We start from the raw sequence: 14,021 nt of genomic DNA on the forward strand, positions 1-14,021 counted from the left end.
CAGTTTGAGCTGGAATGACTGTCCAGTTTCAGCCAGAATCACTGTCCAATTTGGTCAGAATAGGCATGGAAGGCAGTCAACTGAGCCGTTAAAAGTCTTCTCACGTCGTTACTGATGGCTCTATGCGCATCTTATTTTAGATATCAAGTTAAATAAGTCCCACGTTCATCACAGGGTCGCCAGAAGAAGTCGAGTTCTCAAGGTAATCCGGGCGAGGAAAAGTGCAGGAATAAGCAGGGCAAGCTCCGAGTTTCGCCCTCCCTCCGATTCAGGCAGACCCATCCCTCAATTTCTCACCTTCCGCGCTCTTTGATACGCTTGCGCACTGTTTCCAATACAGGCGCGCAGTGTTCAATGTCTAAAAAAACAATGTGGATCTTCTTCGGTCTGCTTGCTTTCTCTCTTGTCTGGACTTTCGTAATTGCCCCGGCCAGCGTCCATTTGCTGCGTTTTGTGCCCAGCGACGACAAGCCCTTGCTGAAGCAAGTCATCCTGTTCTCTGCCGTTGATGGTCAAATGCTGAACCTCGGCAAACCTGCAGCAGGTTTGAAAATTGAGCGTGTTTACTCTTGGAATGCCGAGGACGATCAACCCAAACCCGGTGATTTGGTGCTTCACAAAGATGTGGTTTTGACAGACAAAGAGGGTCGATTTCACTTTGACGAAGTGAAGGGCGATCCACAGGTTGAGCATGATCATGGCCGAATGGTTCCGGTGGTCATTCAGGATTTGAATTGGCTGTCTGATAAAGACAATGTGCTGATGTTTCACAACGGGCGAACCAGCTACGAGCCCTCTGCGGAAACTGGTTATCCAACCATTCAAATCCGTTGCGACACAGCATCTAAAACGCAGCCGGAGGGTGCTTGGACACCCATGCTCAATTGCGATTTAAAAAAGCCAAATGAAGAGGGAAATTAAATGAACCGCCTTTTGACGCCGTCTGAAGTGCATTTTTTTGCGCAAAAAGTGTACACATTGGACGCAGATTTCAGAAAACTACAATCCACAAAGCCGAATGCCTCTGCAAGTTCGGTTCGCGCACAATTGGGTCGTCTCGATCAAAGCGTATTAACCAACCCCCAATTCGGCAATTTCTCTGACTTCACCGTTCTGTCCTCCACCTCTGGCATCAGCAACCTCCAGTTGATGAGTGGCTTTGGTTTCATCGCGCAGGGCACCGGCCCCCGCACGGGCGAATGGATTTTGGCAACACGCGGCACCAACGTCCAAGAAAACAAATACGACCTCGCCACCGATGCCAACATCGCGGTGCAAAGCGGGCCGCGGGGCCACACTGTGCATGCAGGCTTTAACCGAACTTTCAAAGGCTATGAAAATCAACTCATTCGGTATTTGGTGGCGCAGGGCGTTAAGCGCCCCTCGGTGATTCACTGCATCGGCCACAGCCTGGGTGGTGCCTTGGCAAACCTGAATGCGGCACTGCTTCAAATGCGGGGTTACAACGTGGCGCTGTACACGCTGGGTAGCCCGCGGGTGGGCTATCTGTCGTTTGCCCATGACATGACCAAATGCATACCGGAAACCCAAATCAGGCGGATCATGAACCCGGCGGACCCAGTGGCCATGGTCCCGCTGTTTCCGTTTGTGCACGCCAGTCGCTCGCAGTCCGAGCTGTATGTGCCCGTGGCGCATTCGGGAATGATCCGGGTGGCCAATCACCTACTGGGCGATGGGTACAAGCCCGTCGCCAGCATGTCGTCATGGTCGCAGCTTAAAACGGCTGCGCAATACGATTTTGATCGTTCATTGATGAAAAAATACCTGCAAGCCTACGGCTCAAAAAGCAGCATGAGCGTGCTGGCCATGCTGACGCTCGAGCAAAAATTGCTGGATTTGGGTGACGCGGCCGAACTGGCACCATTCGCTGTCGCGCAATCCTTTTTGTCCACTTATATGACGGCGTTCGATCGCCTTAATAGTTTTCTGCCCAAAGTGCCTTACCTGCAAGGCAGGCCGCTGCAGGCCTACAATGAGGTCATTCACAGTCTGTCGCAGTTTTTGGGGCGCGCCAAGCCATCACCGAATCAGTCCCGGCCCGATGTTGCCTTGCTTCGTGGGTTGCTAGGGCATTTCAACACCGAGGTGGGCGGAATGGCGAGTCTGGCTATCAGAAAGGCGTCGGCGGGTTAGTAGTGATACCGAAGTTGGGCGATTAACAAAGCCTCTTCGGTGGCTTTGTACACCATTCGGTGTTCGTCATTGATTCGTCGTGACCAATATCCGGTGAGGTTGTGTTTTAACGGTTCTGGTTTACCAACGCCGGCAAAAGGTTCTCGTTTGGTTTGCTCAATCAGTTTGTTGATTCGTTCCAGTGTTTTTTTGTCGGTTTTTTGCCAGTACAAATAGTCGTCCCACGCGTTCTCGGAAAAAAGAAGTTTCATTTGCGCAGTTCTTTTTCCTGACCGCCGCCTTGTTCCAGCTCAGCAACTGACTCAAGCAAACGCTTGGCATTCTTGGGCACGCGCAGCAGATAGGCTGTTTCTTGCAGCGCCTCGTAGTCCTCAAGCGAAATCATGACGACGGACTGAGATTTATTGCGGGTAATGATGACAGGGGCATGGTCTTCGCAAACCTGTTCCATCGTTTTGGCCAGATTGGTTCTAGCAGCTGTGTAACTAATCGCATCCATGGTATTTTTCTGTACAGAAAATTGAACATGTTCATGATACTGTACGAATTGGTTTGATGATAGATTCGTATTGCAATTCAAACGGTTGACATGAAAAAACACGCTCTTACTCTTGCCGCTGCTGCTGCCCTCGCATTCGGAATTAGCCGCATTGGCTTGCTTGGCGACTTTGCGCCCACGCCCGCCGCACAGACGCAGGCGGTGCAAACCGGTCAGGCCGATGACGCACTTGCAACCGCTTTTGCCGAGCATCAAAGTGGCATTCACGTCACAGGCGAGGGTGTGGTCATCAAGGTGCTGCCCGACGATGAAGAGGGCAGCCGTCACCAGCGCTTCATTTTAAAACTGGCCTCGGGGCAAAAGGTTTTGGTGGCGCACAACATCGACTTGGCAGGGCGGCTAAATTCGCTGAGGGCTGGCGACACCGTCGGCTTTAGCGGGCAATACGAGTGGAACCCCAAGGGCGGTGTGATCCACTGGACCCACCGCGACCCGCGTGGGCATCACCGGGCAGGTTGGCTTAAACTGGCAGGGCAGACGTACCAGTAAGCCGGTCAATTCCAACCCAGAGCGCGCCCATGACTCATCCACTTGAAGCGATCAAAAACTACCGTTCTGCGGGCGACAGGCTGGGCACTTCTGGCCAGCCCTCGGAAAATCAAATCAAACTGATTGCCGACGCGGGCTTCGAGGAGGTCATTAACCTCGCACTGCACGACGATCCGCGTTATTCACTGCCCGACGAAACAGCCACCGTTCAGTCACTGGGCATGACCTACATTCACATCCCAGTGCAGTTTGCACAACCTACTTTGGAAAACCTGACTGACTTTTTTCAGGCCATGAAGGCCCACAGCGATCACAAAATTTGGGTGCACTGCGCCGCCAACTGGCGAGTTACCGTGTTTGTGGGTTTGTACCGCGAAATTGTGCTGGGCTGGCCGCATGAAAAGGCGTTCGAGTTGCTGAAAGCCACGTGGGAGCCGAACGAGGTTTGGGCGGCATTCATACAAAGGGCGTTGTCTGACTTCTGACGAACCAAGAACCGTTCCACTGATACAGAAAATTTCGCTCAATGTGTTTGCTTTGCCATTTGGGGTCTGAATACGGATTTGGTTGCGCAATAAAGGTCCCATCTTCTAACAAATAGATCGGCGACTCAGTGTCTTCTGATGACGAAAATTTTGTGTCCTGAGAAGACAGGAAAGCATTGTCTGTCGGGGGGTTCAAGCCAAGATCGTTCGCTGATTTTTCAATAATTGGTTGATTGTTGGCAATCGAGTAAAAGTTATACCTCCAAGTTTGACCTGTAACTCCTGATTCCCTGGCAACCACCCAAAGTTGCCCGCCATCGTTTGATAGATAGCTACGAAGGTGAATCACAGTGTTGGGGGGGCAAGTTGAAAGTTGGATTTCCTTGGACTGTGTGCGAACTTGATGCCATCTATTGAATTTGGTTTTACTTGAAGCGCTGGCATTACATGCATTTGCCGATATCGGATGTGTAAGCGCCTCACGTAAGTCTTGCTGAGACAACTCTGCGCCAAACAATGGTGATGCATGACGAATTTGTTCAATCGTTTTTAAATTGCACGGGGTGTCTGCAAGGGCGTGCAGGTTCGCCAGAAATATGAACAGCAGCAAGACTAAAAACTTCAGGGGAAGTTTCGGGTTAACGTCAGATCTCATGAAATAGGTGAGTATCAAAAAGTAAATGCTAACAGACTTGAATAAAGGGTGAGGTAGCCACATTGCCCCTGAAAATTGCATACTCGGGCTGTCTATGAGCAACTGGAAATTAATGAACACATTACCCCTCCGCCTTCCCCCCGACGCTGACCTTCGCCGCGCGCTTGAAGAAGCCGCCAAGTCCAGCGGTGGCTCGGCTTTCGTGGTGTCTGGCATTGGCAGTTTGCAGGGCGCAACACTGCGCTTGGCCGACGCCAATTCCGACACACAGTTCTCTGGCCCCTTTGAGCTTCTTTCCCTGTCAGGCTCCGTTTCGCCTGATGGCGCGCACCTTCACATGGCGGTCGCCAACGCGCAGGGCGAGGTGTTGGGCGGTCATGTCTGTTACGGCAACATTATTCGCACTACGGCAGAAGTGCTGCTGATCAATCTGCCCGATTGGGCACTGGATCGCGAAGTGGACGAGGCCACTGGTTTTAAAGAACTTGTAGTGCGGAAAGTTTAAGCTGAACGTAACTTGCGCATCAAAAGGTGATTGGCTGCGTAAATCTGGAGGTGGAACATGAATTCAGAAGATTCGTCGCAGCAAAAAAGCCTGGTGATCAAGTCGATGATTTGGGGTGGTTCCCCGTTTCAATTTTTACTGCTGTTTATGATCTCAGTCTCTTTTGATGCGGTCTTCAAGCCGCAAATTGTATGCATTGCAGGCAGTGTGTTGGGTGGGCTTGTCTCCAAGTACGCCGATTACGTCAAGGCAGGCGGTACGCTTCTTTCTCCCAAACTTTTAAGCACGGTGGGTTTTCTAATTTGGCTCTTCGCGGCATTCACCTGTAAATTGCCCATTTATGGTTTACTGGCAGTCAGTTTTTCCCACTACGCCCTCGGGGGTAGTGCAATGGCGTTGTTGATGAATACGTTTCGGGCAAAGTAATTAGGCAATGCATTCTGTCAAACCTGGCCACTTCCGAGGACAAAGAGGTGTAGGGCGAGTGGGTGACCCACGCTCCGTACGGGAAGGTCAAAATCCGGTTTGCTTGAATGAACCATAACAAGGGGTATCTCAAATGACGACCAACAGCATGTTATTTGCCGCAAACCTGGTAACCGCGCTGGTTGCGCTGTTGCACATCTATTTTCTGGTTCTCGAAATGTTTCTTTGGGACAAACCCGCCGGGCTGAAGGCTTTCGGCCAGAAGCCCGACTTCGCCAAAGCCACCAAGGTGTTGGCGGCCAATCAGGGTTTGTACAATGGCTTTCTGTCTGCCGGTTTGGTGTGGGGCTTGCTGCAAGGCGCGAATGGCTTGCCAGTGAAGGTGTTCTTTCTGACCTGCGTGGTGGTGGCAGGCGTGTTTGGTGCAGCCACTGCCAGCCGCAAAATTCTGTTTGTGCAGGCCTTGCCAGCAGCCATTGCTCTCGGTTTGCTGTGGGTTGCTCAGCCATGATCCACCTACGCGAAATTGACCATGTGGTGCTGCGGGTCAGCAATCTTGACGCCATGCTGCATTTCTACTGCACAGTGCTGGGCTGCACGGTTCAGCGCCGTGAAGACAACATTGGCCTGGTGCAGTTGCGGGCAGGGCGTTCACTGCTTGACCTGGTGCCAGTCGACAGCCAATTGGGCCGCGCCGGTGGTGCCGCCCCCGGCAAAGAGGGCCGCAACATGGACCACGTCTGCTTTCGGGTAGACCCATTCAATGAGGCGGACATTCGTCAGCACCTGCAAGCGCACAATGTACCGGCGGGTGAAACTGCACAGCGCTTCGGCGCCGAGGGCAAAGGCCCGTCGATTTATGTCACCGATCCCGAGGGCAATGTGGTGGAGTTGAAAGGCCCTGCAAACCAGGAGGAACCCCATGAAAATCACCGTTGAAACCACTGTGGCTGCCCCAATTGCAACCGTGTGGAAAGCCTACACAAGCCCTGAAGACATTGTTCAGTGGAACGCCGCTTCAAGCGACTGGCACACCACCTCCGCCCAGGTGGACTTGCGCGTGGGCGGGGTGTTTTCTTCCCGGATGGAGGCCAAAGACGGCAGCATGGGCTTCGACTTCGCGGGCACCTACACGCAGGTGGTGCCCAACCGGCTGATTGAATATTCATTTGGCGACAGAACTGCCCAAGTTCAGTTTACCGAGGGCCCAAAGGGCGTAACCATCACGGTCAGCTTCGACAGCGAAGAAACGCATTCCGTTGAACAACAGCGCGAGGGCTGGCAGGCGATCTTGAACAACTTTGCGCGGCACGTGGCGTCTGGCCGTTGAACAATCATGCATCAAATTCTTGTGTATTCCGATTCGTTGTCATGGGGCATCATCCCAACCACCCGCAAGCGTCTGGAATTCGACCAAAGGTGGCCTGGCGTGATGGAATTGGCGCTGGCGCGGGCAGGCATCAAAGCGAGGGTGATCGAAGACTGCCTGAATGGCCGCCGCACAGTGTGGGAAGACCCTTTCAAACCCGGCCGAAATGGCCTTCAAGGCTTGGCGCAGCGGATCGAGATTCATAGCCCTTTGTCGTTGGTGATTTTGATGCTGGGCACCAACGATTTTCAGTCCATGCACGATCACAACCCGTGGCATTCCTCTCAGGGAATTGCTGCTTTGGTGGGGGCCATTCGGAATGCACCTGTTGAACCCGGTATGCCTGTGCCACCGGTGTTGGTGGTTGCACCACCTGCCATGCAAACACCCAAAGGGCCAATCGCGCCGAAGTTTGTGGGTGGAGAATTGAAATCCGTTGGCTTGGCCAAGGCTTACCGCACGGTGTGTACCGAATTAAATTGCCACTTTCTGGATGCAGCCACAATCACTGAGAGCAGCAAAGTGGATGGCGTGCATCTGGATGCCGATCAGCATTTGGTCTTAGGTCAAGAAATGGCGAAGGTGGTGCAGGCCCTTTTGACTTGAATAAAGGTTTCGCTCATCGTCGAAGTGGAAGTCTGTTTCTCAGCAAATAGCCACTCATCCCCATCATCAAGATCAGAGTGACCGGCCACCGCAGGCGTTCGCGCGCCCGCGCGCGGGTTTCCTGCATGACGAACTGCTCACCTTTGATCATCTCGTTGTACGACTGTTGAAACGATGAAATGCGTCGCACGGTTTCATCGTCGTCTGTGCCCATCCAGCGGCTGTTCCGTTCGCGTTCGCTCAGCTTGTCCAGCTCACCTGCGTAGCGCTTCACATAGGCTTGTGAGTCTGCAATCGCGTCGCGCTCGTCGGTGCGCATGTAGACCGATTGCAAGGCAGGCATCGCTTTTTCAGCCACGTCCAGCAGGGGTTGGTCTGCACGGGGTTGTGCCGCCAGCCATGCCAGGCTGACACCCACTGCGACTGCAGCAGTTCGTACGCTGAGCCAAACCGCGTGCCTGCGCACAGCCACTGACATCACCAGCCGGGGCACGACCATCACCAATAGCAACACCACGGCGAACACGGTTACCAGTGTGGCACCGGGTGAGGTGTCGGCCCACAGCGAAAGTAACAAGCCCCCCAGCGAAGCCAGCCCACCTAACGCGATACCCCAGGCCCATTGACGGCCAAGGCTGTTGGCCAGCAATTTGCCGCACACAGCCGGAATGATCAAAAAAGAAAATACCAGCAAAACACCAGCCATGGCCACTGACGAAGTGACGACCACCCCAAAGGCGGCGTAAAACAGCAGGTCGATCAACCACGCGCGCCCACCGTTACCCGCCATCCAGCCCCTGCGGCTGGCCAAGTGAAGCAGTCCGATTATCGGGGTGTAAATCAGGGCGGCTTTCAGCACTTCCTCGGGTGTCACGGTCAGAATGCTGCCAGTCAGCATTTGCTTCAGGTGCTCTGCGCCCTGTGGGGCAGAATCAATCAACAACACGCCTCCGGCGGAACAGGCCACATACAGCACGCCCACCAGCGCCTCATGCGGCACATTCTTTGGGGCAAATCGGATCAATGAAAGCGCCAGCGCCCCGGCCCACGCCAAACCTAGCGACCACGCGTAGGCGCCCAGTGTGCCCGGCAAATGGCCTTGCATGAAAGCCACGGTGGCTCCCAATGCGGCGCACTGGGCCAAGGTCAGGTCTACAAAAATCACGTTGCGTTGAATCACATGCAAGCCAAACTGGCAGTGCACCACGATCAGCAACAGGCAGGCCATCAAAGGCAGGCCCAGAAAATCAAGCGGGTTCATGGTCGGCCTCCAGGGGTGTCTTGCAGGGCTTTGCGAAGCACCTGCACGTTGTAATCAAACAGGTCAATGTAGTTGTTGATGCCCGGTACGTCGCCCACCGATGCGGCCAGGCTGACAATGCGGGCACCCGTTTTGCGGGCAATGAATTCTAGGTCTCGAGTTGGCTCTGAGGGGTGCCGAAACAGCCAGTGAATGTGTTGTTGGTCCATCGAGGTAATCAACTTGGCCAGGGCCTGCGGGCTGGGTGCCACGCCGGGCCGTGGTTCAACCGTGCCTGCCACATTCAACCTGAAGCGACGCGCCAGATAAGGCCAGTTGTTGTGGTACACCACCAGCGGCACGCCGACCCAGGGTTTCAGGGCAACTTGCCATTCAGCGGTTTTTTGCGCCAGTTTCGCTAGAAAATCGTTGCGCAGCTTTTCGTATTGGTGAGCGTGTTTGGGGTCCAGCCGCGCCAGTGCTTCAGTGATGTTGCCGGTGATCACGGCGGCGTTGTCTGGGTCTAGCCAGTAATGCGGGTTGCCCGCCCCGTGGGCGTGCCCATCCGATTGAAATCCGCCCTGTTTCACGTCCAGCAGCACAATGTTTCTGGATGCGTCTACCACGGAATCTCCGCCTCTTTCGAGCTCAGTTCTGCCGCTTTGCCTGATCAGAGGGTTCAGCCAGACATCGTAATCAAGACCCACTCGCACCAACAGGCGTGTGTTCTGTAGTCGGTTCAGATCCTGGGGTTTCGGTGTGTACTCTTCCCCGTCGCGTCCTGGTGGCACCAGGGTGTCAACGGTCACCAGGTTACCTCCCACAGCCTGCACCAGGCTGCGAAGGTCTTCCGTTGTTGTTAAAACGGGCATGGCTGCATGCACCAGGCCAGTCAGGCAAAAGCCCATCAAGTACGCTGCTGTGTTCAACAATGCCCGTTTAATGACCATCACGCCTTCTTTTTGACCCAAAGGCTCTTTGGCACCACGCAGTGAATGGACTTTTTCGTGTCGGTCATCTCACCCACGCGGCAGTCCATGCCTACAGACACCAAACCATAAGCGTCCAGACGACTCAAGCCTTTCTTGGCCTGCAACTGCTCGATCATGCCCATGGACGCCATGTCCATGGCCTTATTGGCATCGGCGTCTGTACCCACAGACACAAACAGGTCCTTGGTCTCGGTCATCGGGCGTGGTTCAATGCCCTTGGCTTTCAGATCTTTCGGGCTCATGCAGTGAATGCCTTTCTTGATGTTCACCACCTGTGAAACGCGGCAATCGGACACGGTGGGCATCAGCTTGGCGGCCGCTTCGGGTGTGATCTTGCGCTGTTCTGCCAGGTACTTGATCGTCTGCGCCTTGGCGTTGTCCCAAGCCAGGTTCAGGTCTTTGTCAAAGCCCATGGTGATCCACTTGGTTGGTGTTTCGATGCGTGGCATGTCCAGCTTCACGTTCTTGAGCACTTCAACCGTCAGGTTCAGTTCCTTGAACGCAGTTTCAATCGCGGTCAGGTTGACTTCGCCGTTGCCTTGCGCTGCGTGCGAGTCGCCAGACCACAACAATCCACCTTTCACCCACACTGGCAAATACAGGGTTGCACCGGCCTGCAGTTCTCGAATGTCCATGTTGCCGCCGTATTCACCGGGAGGCACGCTGGAATAGCGGCCTGGCTCAGCGCGGGCTACGCCAATGGTGCCAGGGAATGGCTTCAACGGAATTTCAATGCCAGGCAGGAACTCGGCCACCTTGCGCTGCATGTCGAGGTACAGGTACTTCACCTGACCGTCCTGGAATTCCTTGGGAAATTCACCAAACATGCCGGGAATGTTGAAGTTCGTGCCATAGGCGCGCGGCACAATGCGGTTAACCTTGATTTTAAGCACATCACCGGGTTCTGCGCCGTTGACGAAAACTGGACCCGTCAGTGTGTGTGGGCCGCGACCGGGGTTGTCGGTGCGCAGCTTTTTGAGCTGCTCAATGGTTGCACCGGGAATGACCTGGTTGTGCGAGTGCATCATGGTTTCCATGACCACAGTGTCGCCAGAATCGATGGTAAGAACGGGTGCCTGGGCGTTGTCAAACCAGCCCCACTGGGTGGTTTCCATGGTGGCAGGCAGCAAATAGGTTTTGCCCGGAAATTCGCTGGCGTTGGTCACCGATTGTGAGAAGGCCGGTGCCGCCATTACAGCGCCGGCAAATGCCGTGGCAATCGCCCAGCGCGTGCGTGTCATTTTGATCATTGGGTACTCCTGATGGTTACTACAGTTGCGTCAACGGGCTTTCATGAGGTGGGCCCTGTCGTCTCGCTTTGCAACCTCTGTGCCATGTTGTTTCGGGGGTTATTCGCACATTCAAAGTGCGTAACAACACCTTGCCGGTGCGGTCAATATCAGGGTTTACTCGGATGAATTCGGGCTTACCCTAATCCGTTTTGGGGCGTAGCGCACCAGTGCAATGCAGTGATGCTGCGTTTGGTATTGGCCTGGTGTAGTCTGTCTGCCTTGGTGTACCTTCATCGAATTTGAAACTGGGAGCAACCACATGGCTTGGATCATCACCAAATATTGCATTACCGCCGCCATGGTGGTGTTCGTCTCTGAAGTGGCCAAGCGCAGCGACAAGCTCGGCGGCTTCATCGCGGCTTTGCCCCTGATTACGCTGCTGACGCTGGTCTGGCTGTATCTTGAAAAGCAGCCTCAAGTCAAAATTGCCAACCACGCCTGGTACACCTTCTGGAATGTGTTGCCGACTTTGCCCATGTTTCTGGTGTTTCCCGTGCTGTTGCCCAAGTTGGGCTTCTGGCCCACCTTGTTGGCTTGCGTGGTGTTGACGGTGGTTTGTTTTGGGTTGTTTGCGGTGGTTTTAAGGCGGTTTGGAATTGGTTTACTGTAGCCCATGGGCAAATCACAGTACCGTTAAAAACTCCGCAATCACTTTGATCTCCTCGCTTTCTGCAGCATTCAAAACGATTGGTTTGTGAATAGGGTTAGTTGATTCCGGATTCAAAACAACTGTAGAGTTTATCCAGCCATCCTGGGCTGCAATTTTTTCACTTTTGTATCGCTTGATGGTGAATTGCCCACCGAGTTCTGCATCTGAAATGGATCGGTGCTGCACAACCACAATCTTTCCATTTCGCGTGCCCTGCGGATTCAACCTGAATAAGCACCACGCGCCGGATGGTATTCGTTTATTCATTGAATCGCCAACAACCTGAGCCACAAAACAGTCGTCACTTGCGCGGATATGATCCGGCAAAACCACCCGATCGAAGTTGTCAATGTCTTGGTGTTCTCCAAACCCCCCTGCTGCAAAACGCAGATCAAAAACAGGCGCATTGTTGGCGGCTTTTTGGCTGGCATCAACAATGGGTAATTCAAGTCCCTCGTACTTCAACAATACGGGCTTTTTTTGTGCTGGCGATCGTGTAAGTACACTCATGAGCGAAGTGAAATACGCACGAGTTTCTTCATCTGTAAAGTAAACGTAGCAGCCTTTCATACCCCGTGTCATTAGGGTTTTATAGGTGTTCTTAATCACTGCATCTGCCAGCGCCAGGTTTTTCGCGCGGTCGGTTTTCAAGCCACTCTTGAATCCTTTGATGCTTTGATCCATCCTGCTCCGCCGGGTGGCATCTGTTATTACATTGCCGTCTCGAATCACAAAGTCTGGACCCACAATCACTCCCACATAGTCCAACTCCAACCCTTGGCAGGTGTGTATGCAGCCCACTTGTTCAACACTGTGCTCGGCAATTATCCAGGCGCTGCCATCGTCACTAAGGTTCCATTGCGCCTGGTAATGAAATTCCGGAAATTCAATGTCATTTGCTTGAGGGTTCCTCTTGCTTTTCCAGTCCCAGCAATAACCAGCCACCATGCGGGCCTTGTTGTTGATTTTGTTTTTGTTTCGGATGGCGTCATGCAGCTTGGTGGGACTGTCAAACACCTGAAAATCAAAATCGAGACCGTCTAGGTTCAAGTTTGCACTTGGTTCAATTTGAAGATGATGGTTGAGCCAACTAATATAGCTGTCGCTGCCGTTGCATCGGAACTGTGAACGTAGCTTCTGCTCGAATACTCGTGCACCGGCGAGCTCACTCCATTTACAAATTTCCGCCTTGCTGCCTATGTCCTTAAAAGTGACACGCTGGTCTTCATCCAGAAAGAAAATGCAAAGCTTGCTGGCGTTGATCAATTCCTTGATCTGATTCTCGCCCAAGTTTCCGTACAAACCGCTTCTTTCATTAAGTCGGTGAGCTTCATCCACCAATAGGACATCAAATGAATTGAACTCTATATCTGTAAATGCGCCGGAACCGCGAAACAAGTTTGAAATTCGTGTCTTTTTAAGTGTGCCCGTCAGTTTTGCTTCAAATACAGCGCGAGGTGCTGCGTTTTTTGAAACGTATTGACAAACTAGTCCGAGTCGCGTCATTTCATTCAGTAGATTGATCGCCACCACTGACTTGCCAGTGCCTGGGCCGCCTTGAACTACAAGTACCCGCTTCTGGTCGGGCTTTTTTGCATGGACCAAATTCAGGGCGGTTTCGTAGACCAGCTTCTGGTCGTCGATCATCAAAAATTCAGTGTTACCTTTCAACATGCTTGCAAGGCTGTCGGCCAGGTTTTTTGAAGGACGAATTCTCCCATGTTCTATACGGTACATCAGGTCGTTTTGATCGCCGTATTTCACATGCTGCTTCAGAAAGTCCGACAGCTTGCGCGCATCTTTGGAGATAAAAACAGGAGCCTTGGATGTATGGGCTTTGTAAAACTCGTCGTTGATTACCCGCCCATCATTCAAATTGTGGAGGTAGGCGCAAGCACTCAACCGGATATTTTCATTCTGCACCACCTCCGAGTAATCTTCGATAAGTGCCGCATAGGTCCAAGCCTGGTAAGAGGGGTGCGGTGTGTTGATCAGACCATTACCGATCCAGGTGTTCACGATTGCATCCTGTGTCGTGGCCTGAACTTCGCTCCATTGCTTCAGCTCAATAATGACAGCGCAGTCTTGAAACTGGGCATTTCGCCCGGTGAGAATAAAGTCAATGCGTTTTCCGGTCAGTGGAATGTTGTATTCAATTGAAACCAGAGAGTCGACTGGAATGTCTGAATCACTCAAAACCTGCCGCATTTCCTTCATTGAATTTCGCCAAGCGTTGACCTCCGATTGTGCGGCCTTTCTGAACAATCGTCGTTGAAACTCCCGGTGAATGATCTCGTGGATCTGGTCGTCCAAAACATCATCCAGAAATCGAGACTTGCTGGCGCTGTAAACAAGCATGGTGTCAAACTCGTAATTCACATCTGATGAATGTATCAGGAAATGTGGATATAAATCCCTGCTCTCTAGTCCCGAGAATCACCCGGAGTCCTAACCTGCGGTATCCCTGAACCCGAGGTTTTTAGTCGTTTATTCAGGCAATAGCCGGATGAAATCCGTTCAAGTGAAAGTAACATCACCTCTCTGAAGTCTTTCTTCCACCCGGTTTAAGCCCCAACAAAAGCGAAGGCAAGTTTTCAGTG

At 52.9% G+C, this 14,021-nt stretch carries 18 protein-coding genes; 11 read left to right on the forward strand and 7 right to left on the reverse strand.

Features of this window, described 5'->3' with window-relative positions; translation table 11 throughout:
* Positions 1 to 354: 354 nt before the first annotated feature.
* A complete protein-coding gene (locus QQJ87_RS00895; protein WP_284279395.1) occupies positions 355 to 921 on the forward strand; it encodes a DUF6795 domain-containing protein in 567 nt (188 codons plus the stop codon).
* On the forward strand, positions 922 to 2,154 hold the full coding sequence (locus QQJ87_RS00900) for a lipase family protein (RefSeq protein ID WP_284279396.1): 1,233 nt from the start codon (positions 922 to 924) through the stop codon (positions 2,152 to 2,154).
* Here the strand turns inward: QQJ87_RS00900 and QQJ87_RS00905 are convergent.
* Positions 2,151 to 2,405 carry a Txe/YoeB family addiction module toxin gene (locus tag QQJ87_RS00905; RefSeq protein WP_284279397.1) on the reverse strand — a complete coding sequence of 85 codons (255 nt, stop codon included), beginning with the start codon at positions 2,403 to 2,405 and terminating at the stop codon, positions 2,151 to 2,153. The genes QQJ87_RS00900 and QQJ87_RS00905 overlap by 4 nt on opposite strands.
* The gene (locus QQJ87_RS00910; protein WP_284279399.1) at positions 2,402 to 2,653 is read right to left on the reverse strand and encodes a type II toxin-antitoxin system Phd/YefM family antitoxin; all 252 of its coding nucleotides are present in this window, start codon (positions 2,651 to 2,653) and stop codon (positions 2,402 to 2,404) included. Before QQJ87_RS00910 ends, QQJ87_RS00905 begins: the two co-directional genes overlap by 4 nt.
* Positions 2,654 to 2,743: 90 nt before the next feature.
* On the opposite strand from QQJ87_RS00910, the gene QQJ87_RS00915 reads away from it, so the two are divergent.
* Both QQJ87_RS00915 and QQJ87_RS00920 read left to right on the forward strand, forming a co-directional pair.
* Positions 2,744 to 3,202, forward strand: a complete 459-nt coding sequence (locus QQJ87_RS00915) for a DUF3465 domain-containing protein (RefSeq protein WP_284279401.1) — start codon at positions 2,744 to 2,746, stop codon at positions 3,200 to 3,202.
* 29 nt (positions 3,203 to 3,231) lie between these two features.
* Entirely contained in the window at positions 3,232 to 3,687 is a 456-nt protein-coding gene (locus tag QQJ87_RS00920) for a protein tyrosine phosphatase family protein (RefSeq protein WP_284279402.1), read from the forward strand.
* Here the strand turns inward: QQJ87_RS00920 and QQJ87_RS00925 are convergent.
* The gene (locus QQJ87_RS00925) at positions 3,659 to 4,342 is read right to left on the reverse strand and encodes a hypothetical protein (RefSeq protein ID WP_284279403.1); all 684 of its coding nucleotides are present in this window, start codon (positions 4,340 to 4,342) and stop codon (positions 3,659 to 3,661) included. The two genes, QQJ87_RS00920 and QQJ87_RS00925, sit on opposite strands and share 29 nt — an antisense overlap.
* Positions 4,343 to 4,454: 112 nt before the next feature.
* Here QQJ87_RS00925 and QQJ87_RS00930 point away from each other — a divergent pair, with 112 nt between their 5' ends.
* The 6 genes from QQJ87_RS00930 to QQJ87_RS00955 all read left to right on the forward strand — a co-directional run bounded on the left by QQJ87_RS00930 (position 4,455) and on the right by QQJ87_RS00955 (position 7,248).
* Positions 4,455 to 4,847 (forward strand): PPC domain-containing DNA-binding protein, encoded by a 393-nt coding sequence (locus tag QQJ87_RS00930; RefSeq protein WP_284279405.1) that lies wholly within the window; start codon positions 4,455 to 4,457, stop codon positions 4,845 to 4,847.
* Positions 4,848 to 4,904: 57 nt separating this feature from the next.
* Complete coding sequence (locus QQJ87_RS00935) at positions 4,905 to 5,273, forward strand: hypothetical protein (protein WP_284279406.1); 369 nt, start codon at positions 4,905 to 4,907, stop codon at positions 5,271 to 5,273.
* A gap of 148 nt (positions 5,274 to 5,421) precedes the next feature.
* Positions 5,422 to 5,784, forward strand: a complete 363-nt coding sequence (locus QQJ87_RS00940; protein ID WP_284279506.1) for a DUF1304 domain-containing protein — start codon at positions 5,422 to 5,424, stop codon at positions 5,782 to 5,784.
* Positions 5,781 to 6,212 carry a VOC family protein gene (locus QQJ87_RS00945; protein WP_284279407.1) on the forward strand — a complete coding sequence of 144 codons (432 nt, stop codon included), beginning with the start codon at positions 5,781 to 5,783 and terminating at the stop codon, positions 6,210 to 6,212. Before QQJ87_RS00940 ends, QQJ87_RS00945 begins: the two co-directional genes overlap by 4 nt.
* Positions 6,196 to 6,603 carry an SRPBCC family protein gene (locus QQJ87_RS00950; protein ID WP_284279409.1) on the forward strand — a complete coding sequence of 136 codons (408 nt, stop codon included), beginning with the start codon at positions 6,196 to 6,198 and terminating at the stop codon, positions 6,601 to 6,603. Before QQJ87_RS00945 ends, QQJ87_RS00950 begins: the two co-directional genes overlap by 17 nt.
* Positions 6,604 to 6,609: 6 nt before the next feature.
* The gene (locus tag QQJ87_RS00955) at positions 6,610 to 7,248 is read left to right on the forward strand and encodes an SGNH/GDSL hydrolase family protein (protein WP_284279411.1); all 639 of its coding nucleotides are present in this window, start codon (positions 6,610 to 6,612) and stop codon (positions 7,246 to 7,248) included.
* Between the two features lie 13 nt (positions 7,249 to 7,261).
* Here the strand turns inward: QQJ87_RS00955 and QQJ87_RS00960 are convergent, their stop codons facing one another.
* The 3 genes from QQJ87_RS00960 to QQJ87_RS00970 are packed head-to-tail and all read right to left on the reverse strand — an operon-like array spanning position 7,262 to position 10,730.
* Positions 7,262 to 8,509 (reverse strand): metal ABC transporter permease, encoded by a 1,248-nt coding sequence (locus QQJ87_RS00960; RefSeq protein ID WP_284279412.1) that lies wholly within the window; start codon positions 8,507 to 8,509, stop codon positions 7,262 to 7,264.
* Positions 8,506 to 9,438: a metal ABC transporter substrate-binding protein gene (locus tag QQJ87_RS00965; RefSeq protein ID WP_284279414.1), complete on the reverse strand. Its 933-nt coding sequence runs from the start codon at positions 9,436 to 9,438 to the stop codon at positions 8,506 to 8,508. The genes QQJ87_RS00960 and QQJ87_RS00965 overlap by 4 nt, the downstream gene beginning before the upstream one ends.
* The gene (locus QQJ87_RS00970) at positions 9,438 to 10,730 is read right to left on the reverse strand and encodes an acetamidase/formamidase family protein (RefSeq protein ID WP_284279415.1); all 1,293 of its coding nucleotides are present in this window, start codon (positions 10,728 to 10,730) and stop codon (positions 9,438 to 9,440) included. The genes QQJ87_RS00965 and QQJ87_RS00970 overlap by 1 nt, the downstream gene beginning before the upstream one ends.
* 301 nt (positions 10,731 to 11,031) lie before the next feature.
* On the opposite strand from QQJ87_RS00970, the gene QQJ87_RS00975 reads away from it, so the two are divergent.
* Entirely contained in the window at positions 11,032 to 11,382 is a 351-nt protein-coding gene (locus QQJ87_RS00975; protein WP_284279416.1) for a DUF3147 family protein, read from the forward strand.
* Positions 11,383 to 11,394: 12 nt separating this feature from the next.
* Here QQJ87_RS00975 and QQJ87_RS00980 read toward each other — a convergent pair whose 3' ends face one another.
* Positions 11,395 to 13,638, reverse strand: coding sequence for a DNA/RNA helicase domain-containing protein (locus tag QQJ87_RS00980; protein ID WP_284279417.1), 2,244 nt, complete (start codon positions 13,636 to 13,638; stop codon positions 11,395 to 11,397).
* Between the last annotated feature and the right edge of the window lie 383 nt (positions 13,639 to 14,021).

This window comes from Limnobacter litoralis, from assembly GCF_030160455.1.
In the GTDB taxonomy this organism is placed as follows: Bacteria; Pseudomonadota; Gammaproteobacteria; order Burkholderiales; family Burkholderiaceae_B; genus Limnobacter; species Limnobacter litoralis.

What these genes read in the sequence shown, in the direction of transcription:
- QQJ87_RS00895 (WP_284279395.1), top strand. Translation starts at nt 355, where the DNA reads ATGTCTAAAAAAACAATGTGGATCTTCTTCGGTCTGCTTGCTTTCTCT.
- QQJ87_RS00900 (WP_284279396.1), top strand. Translation starts at nt 922, where the DNA reads ATGAACCGCCTTTTGACGCCGTCTGAAGTGCATTTTTTTGCGCAAAAA.
- QQJ87_RS00905 (WP_284279397.1), bottom strand. Translation starts at nt 2,405, where the DNA reads ATGAAACTTCTTTTTTCCGAGAACGCGTGGGACGACTATTTGTACTGG.
- QQJ87_RS00910 (WP_284279399.1), bottom strand. Translation starts at nt 2,653, where the DNA reads ATGGATGCGATTAGTTACACAGCTGCTAGAACCAATCTGGCCAAAACG.
- QQJ87_RS00915 (WP_284279401.1), top strand. Translation starts at nt 2,744, where the DNA reads ATGAAAAAACACGCTCTTACTCTTGCCGCTGCTGCTGCCCTCGCATTC.
- QQJ87_RS00920 (WP_284279402.1), top strand. Translation starts at nt 3,232, where the DNA reads ATGACTCATCCACTTGAAGCGATCAAAAACTACCGTTCTGCGGGCGAC.
- QQJ87_RS00925 (WP_284279403.1), bottom strand. Translation starts at nt 4,342, where the DNA reads ATGAGATCTGACGTTAACCCGAAACTTCCCCTGAAGTTTTTAGTCTTG.
- QQJ87_RS00930 (WP_284279405.1), top strand. Translation starts at nt 4,455, where the DNA reads ATGAACACATTACCCCTCCGCCTTCCCCCCGACGCTGACCTTCGCCGC.
- QQJ87_RS00935 (WP_284279406.1), top strand. Translation starts at nt 4,905, where the DNA reads ATGAATTCAGAAGATTCGTCGCAGCAAAAAAGCCTGGTGATCAAGTCG.
- QQJ87_RS00940 (WP_284279506.1), top strand. Translation starts at nt 5,422, where the DNA reads ATGTTATTTGCCGCAAACCTGGTAACCGCGCTGGTTGCGCTGTTGCAC.
- QQJ87_RS00945 (WP_284279407.1), top strand. Translation starts at nt 5,781, where the DNA reads ATGATCCACCTACGCGAAATTGACCATGTGGTGCTGCGGGTCAGCAAT.
- QQJ87_RS00950 (WP_284279409.1), top strand. Translation starts at nt 6,196, where the DNA reads ATGAAAATCACCGTTGAAACCACTGTGGCTGCCCCAATTGCAACCGTG.
- QQJ87_RS00955 (WP_284279411.1), top strand. Translation starts at nt 6,610, where the DNA reads ATGCATCAAATTCTTGTGTATTCCGATTCGTTGTCATGGGGCATCATC.
- QQJ87_RS00960 (WP_284279412.1), bottom strand. Translation starts at nt 8,509, where the DNA reads ATGAACCCGCTTGATTTTCTGGGCCTGCCTTTGATGGCCTGCCTGTTG.
- QQJ87_RS00965 (WP_284279414.1), bottom strand. Translation starts at nt 9,438, where the DNA reads ATGGTCATTAAACGGGCATTGTTGAACACAGCAGCGTACTTGATGGGC.
- QQJ87_RS00970 (WP_284279415.1), bottom strand. Translation starts at nt 10,730, where the DNA reads ATGATCAAAATGACACGCACGCGCTGGGCGATTGCCACGGCATTTGCC.
- QQJ87_RS00975 (WP_284279416.1), top strand. Translation starts at nt 11,032, where the DNA reads ATGGCTTGGATCATCACCAAATATTGCATTACCGCCGCCATGGTGGTG.
- QQJ87_RS00980 (WP_284279417.1), bottom strand. Translation starts at nt 13,638, where the DNA reads ATGAAGGAAATGCGGCAGGTTTTGAGTGATTCAGACATTCCAGTCGAC.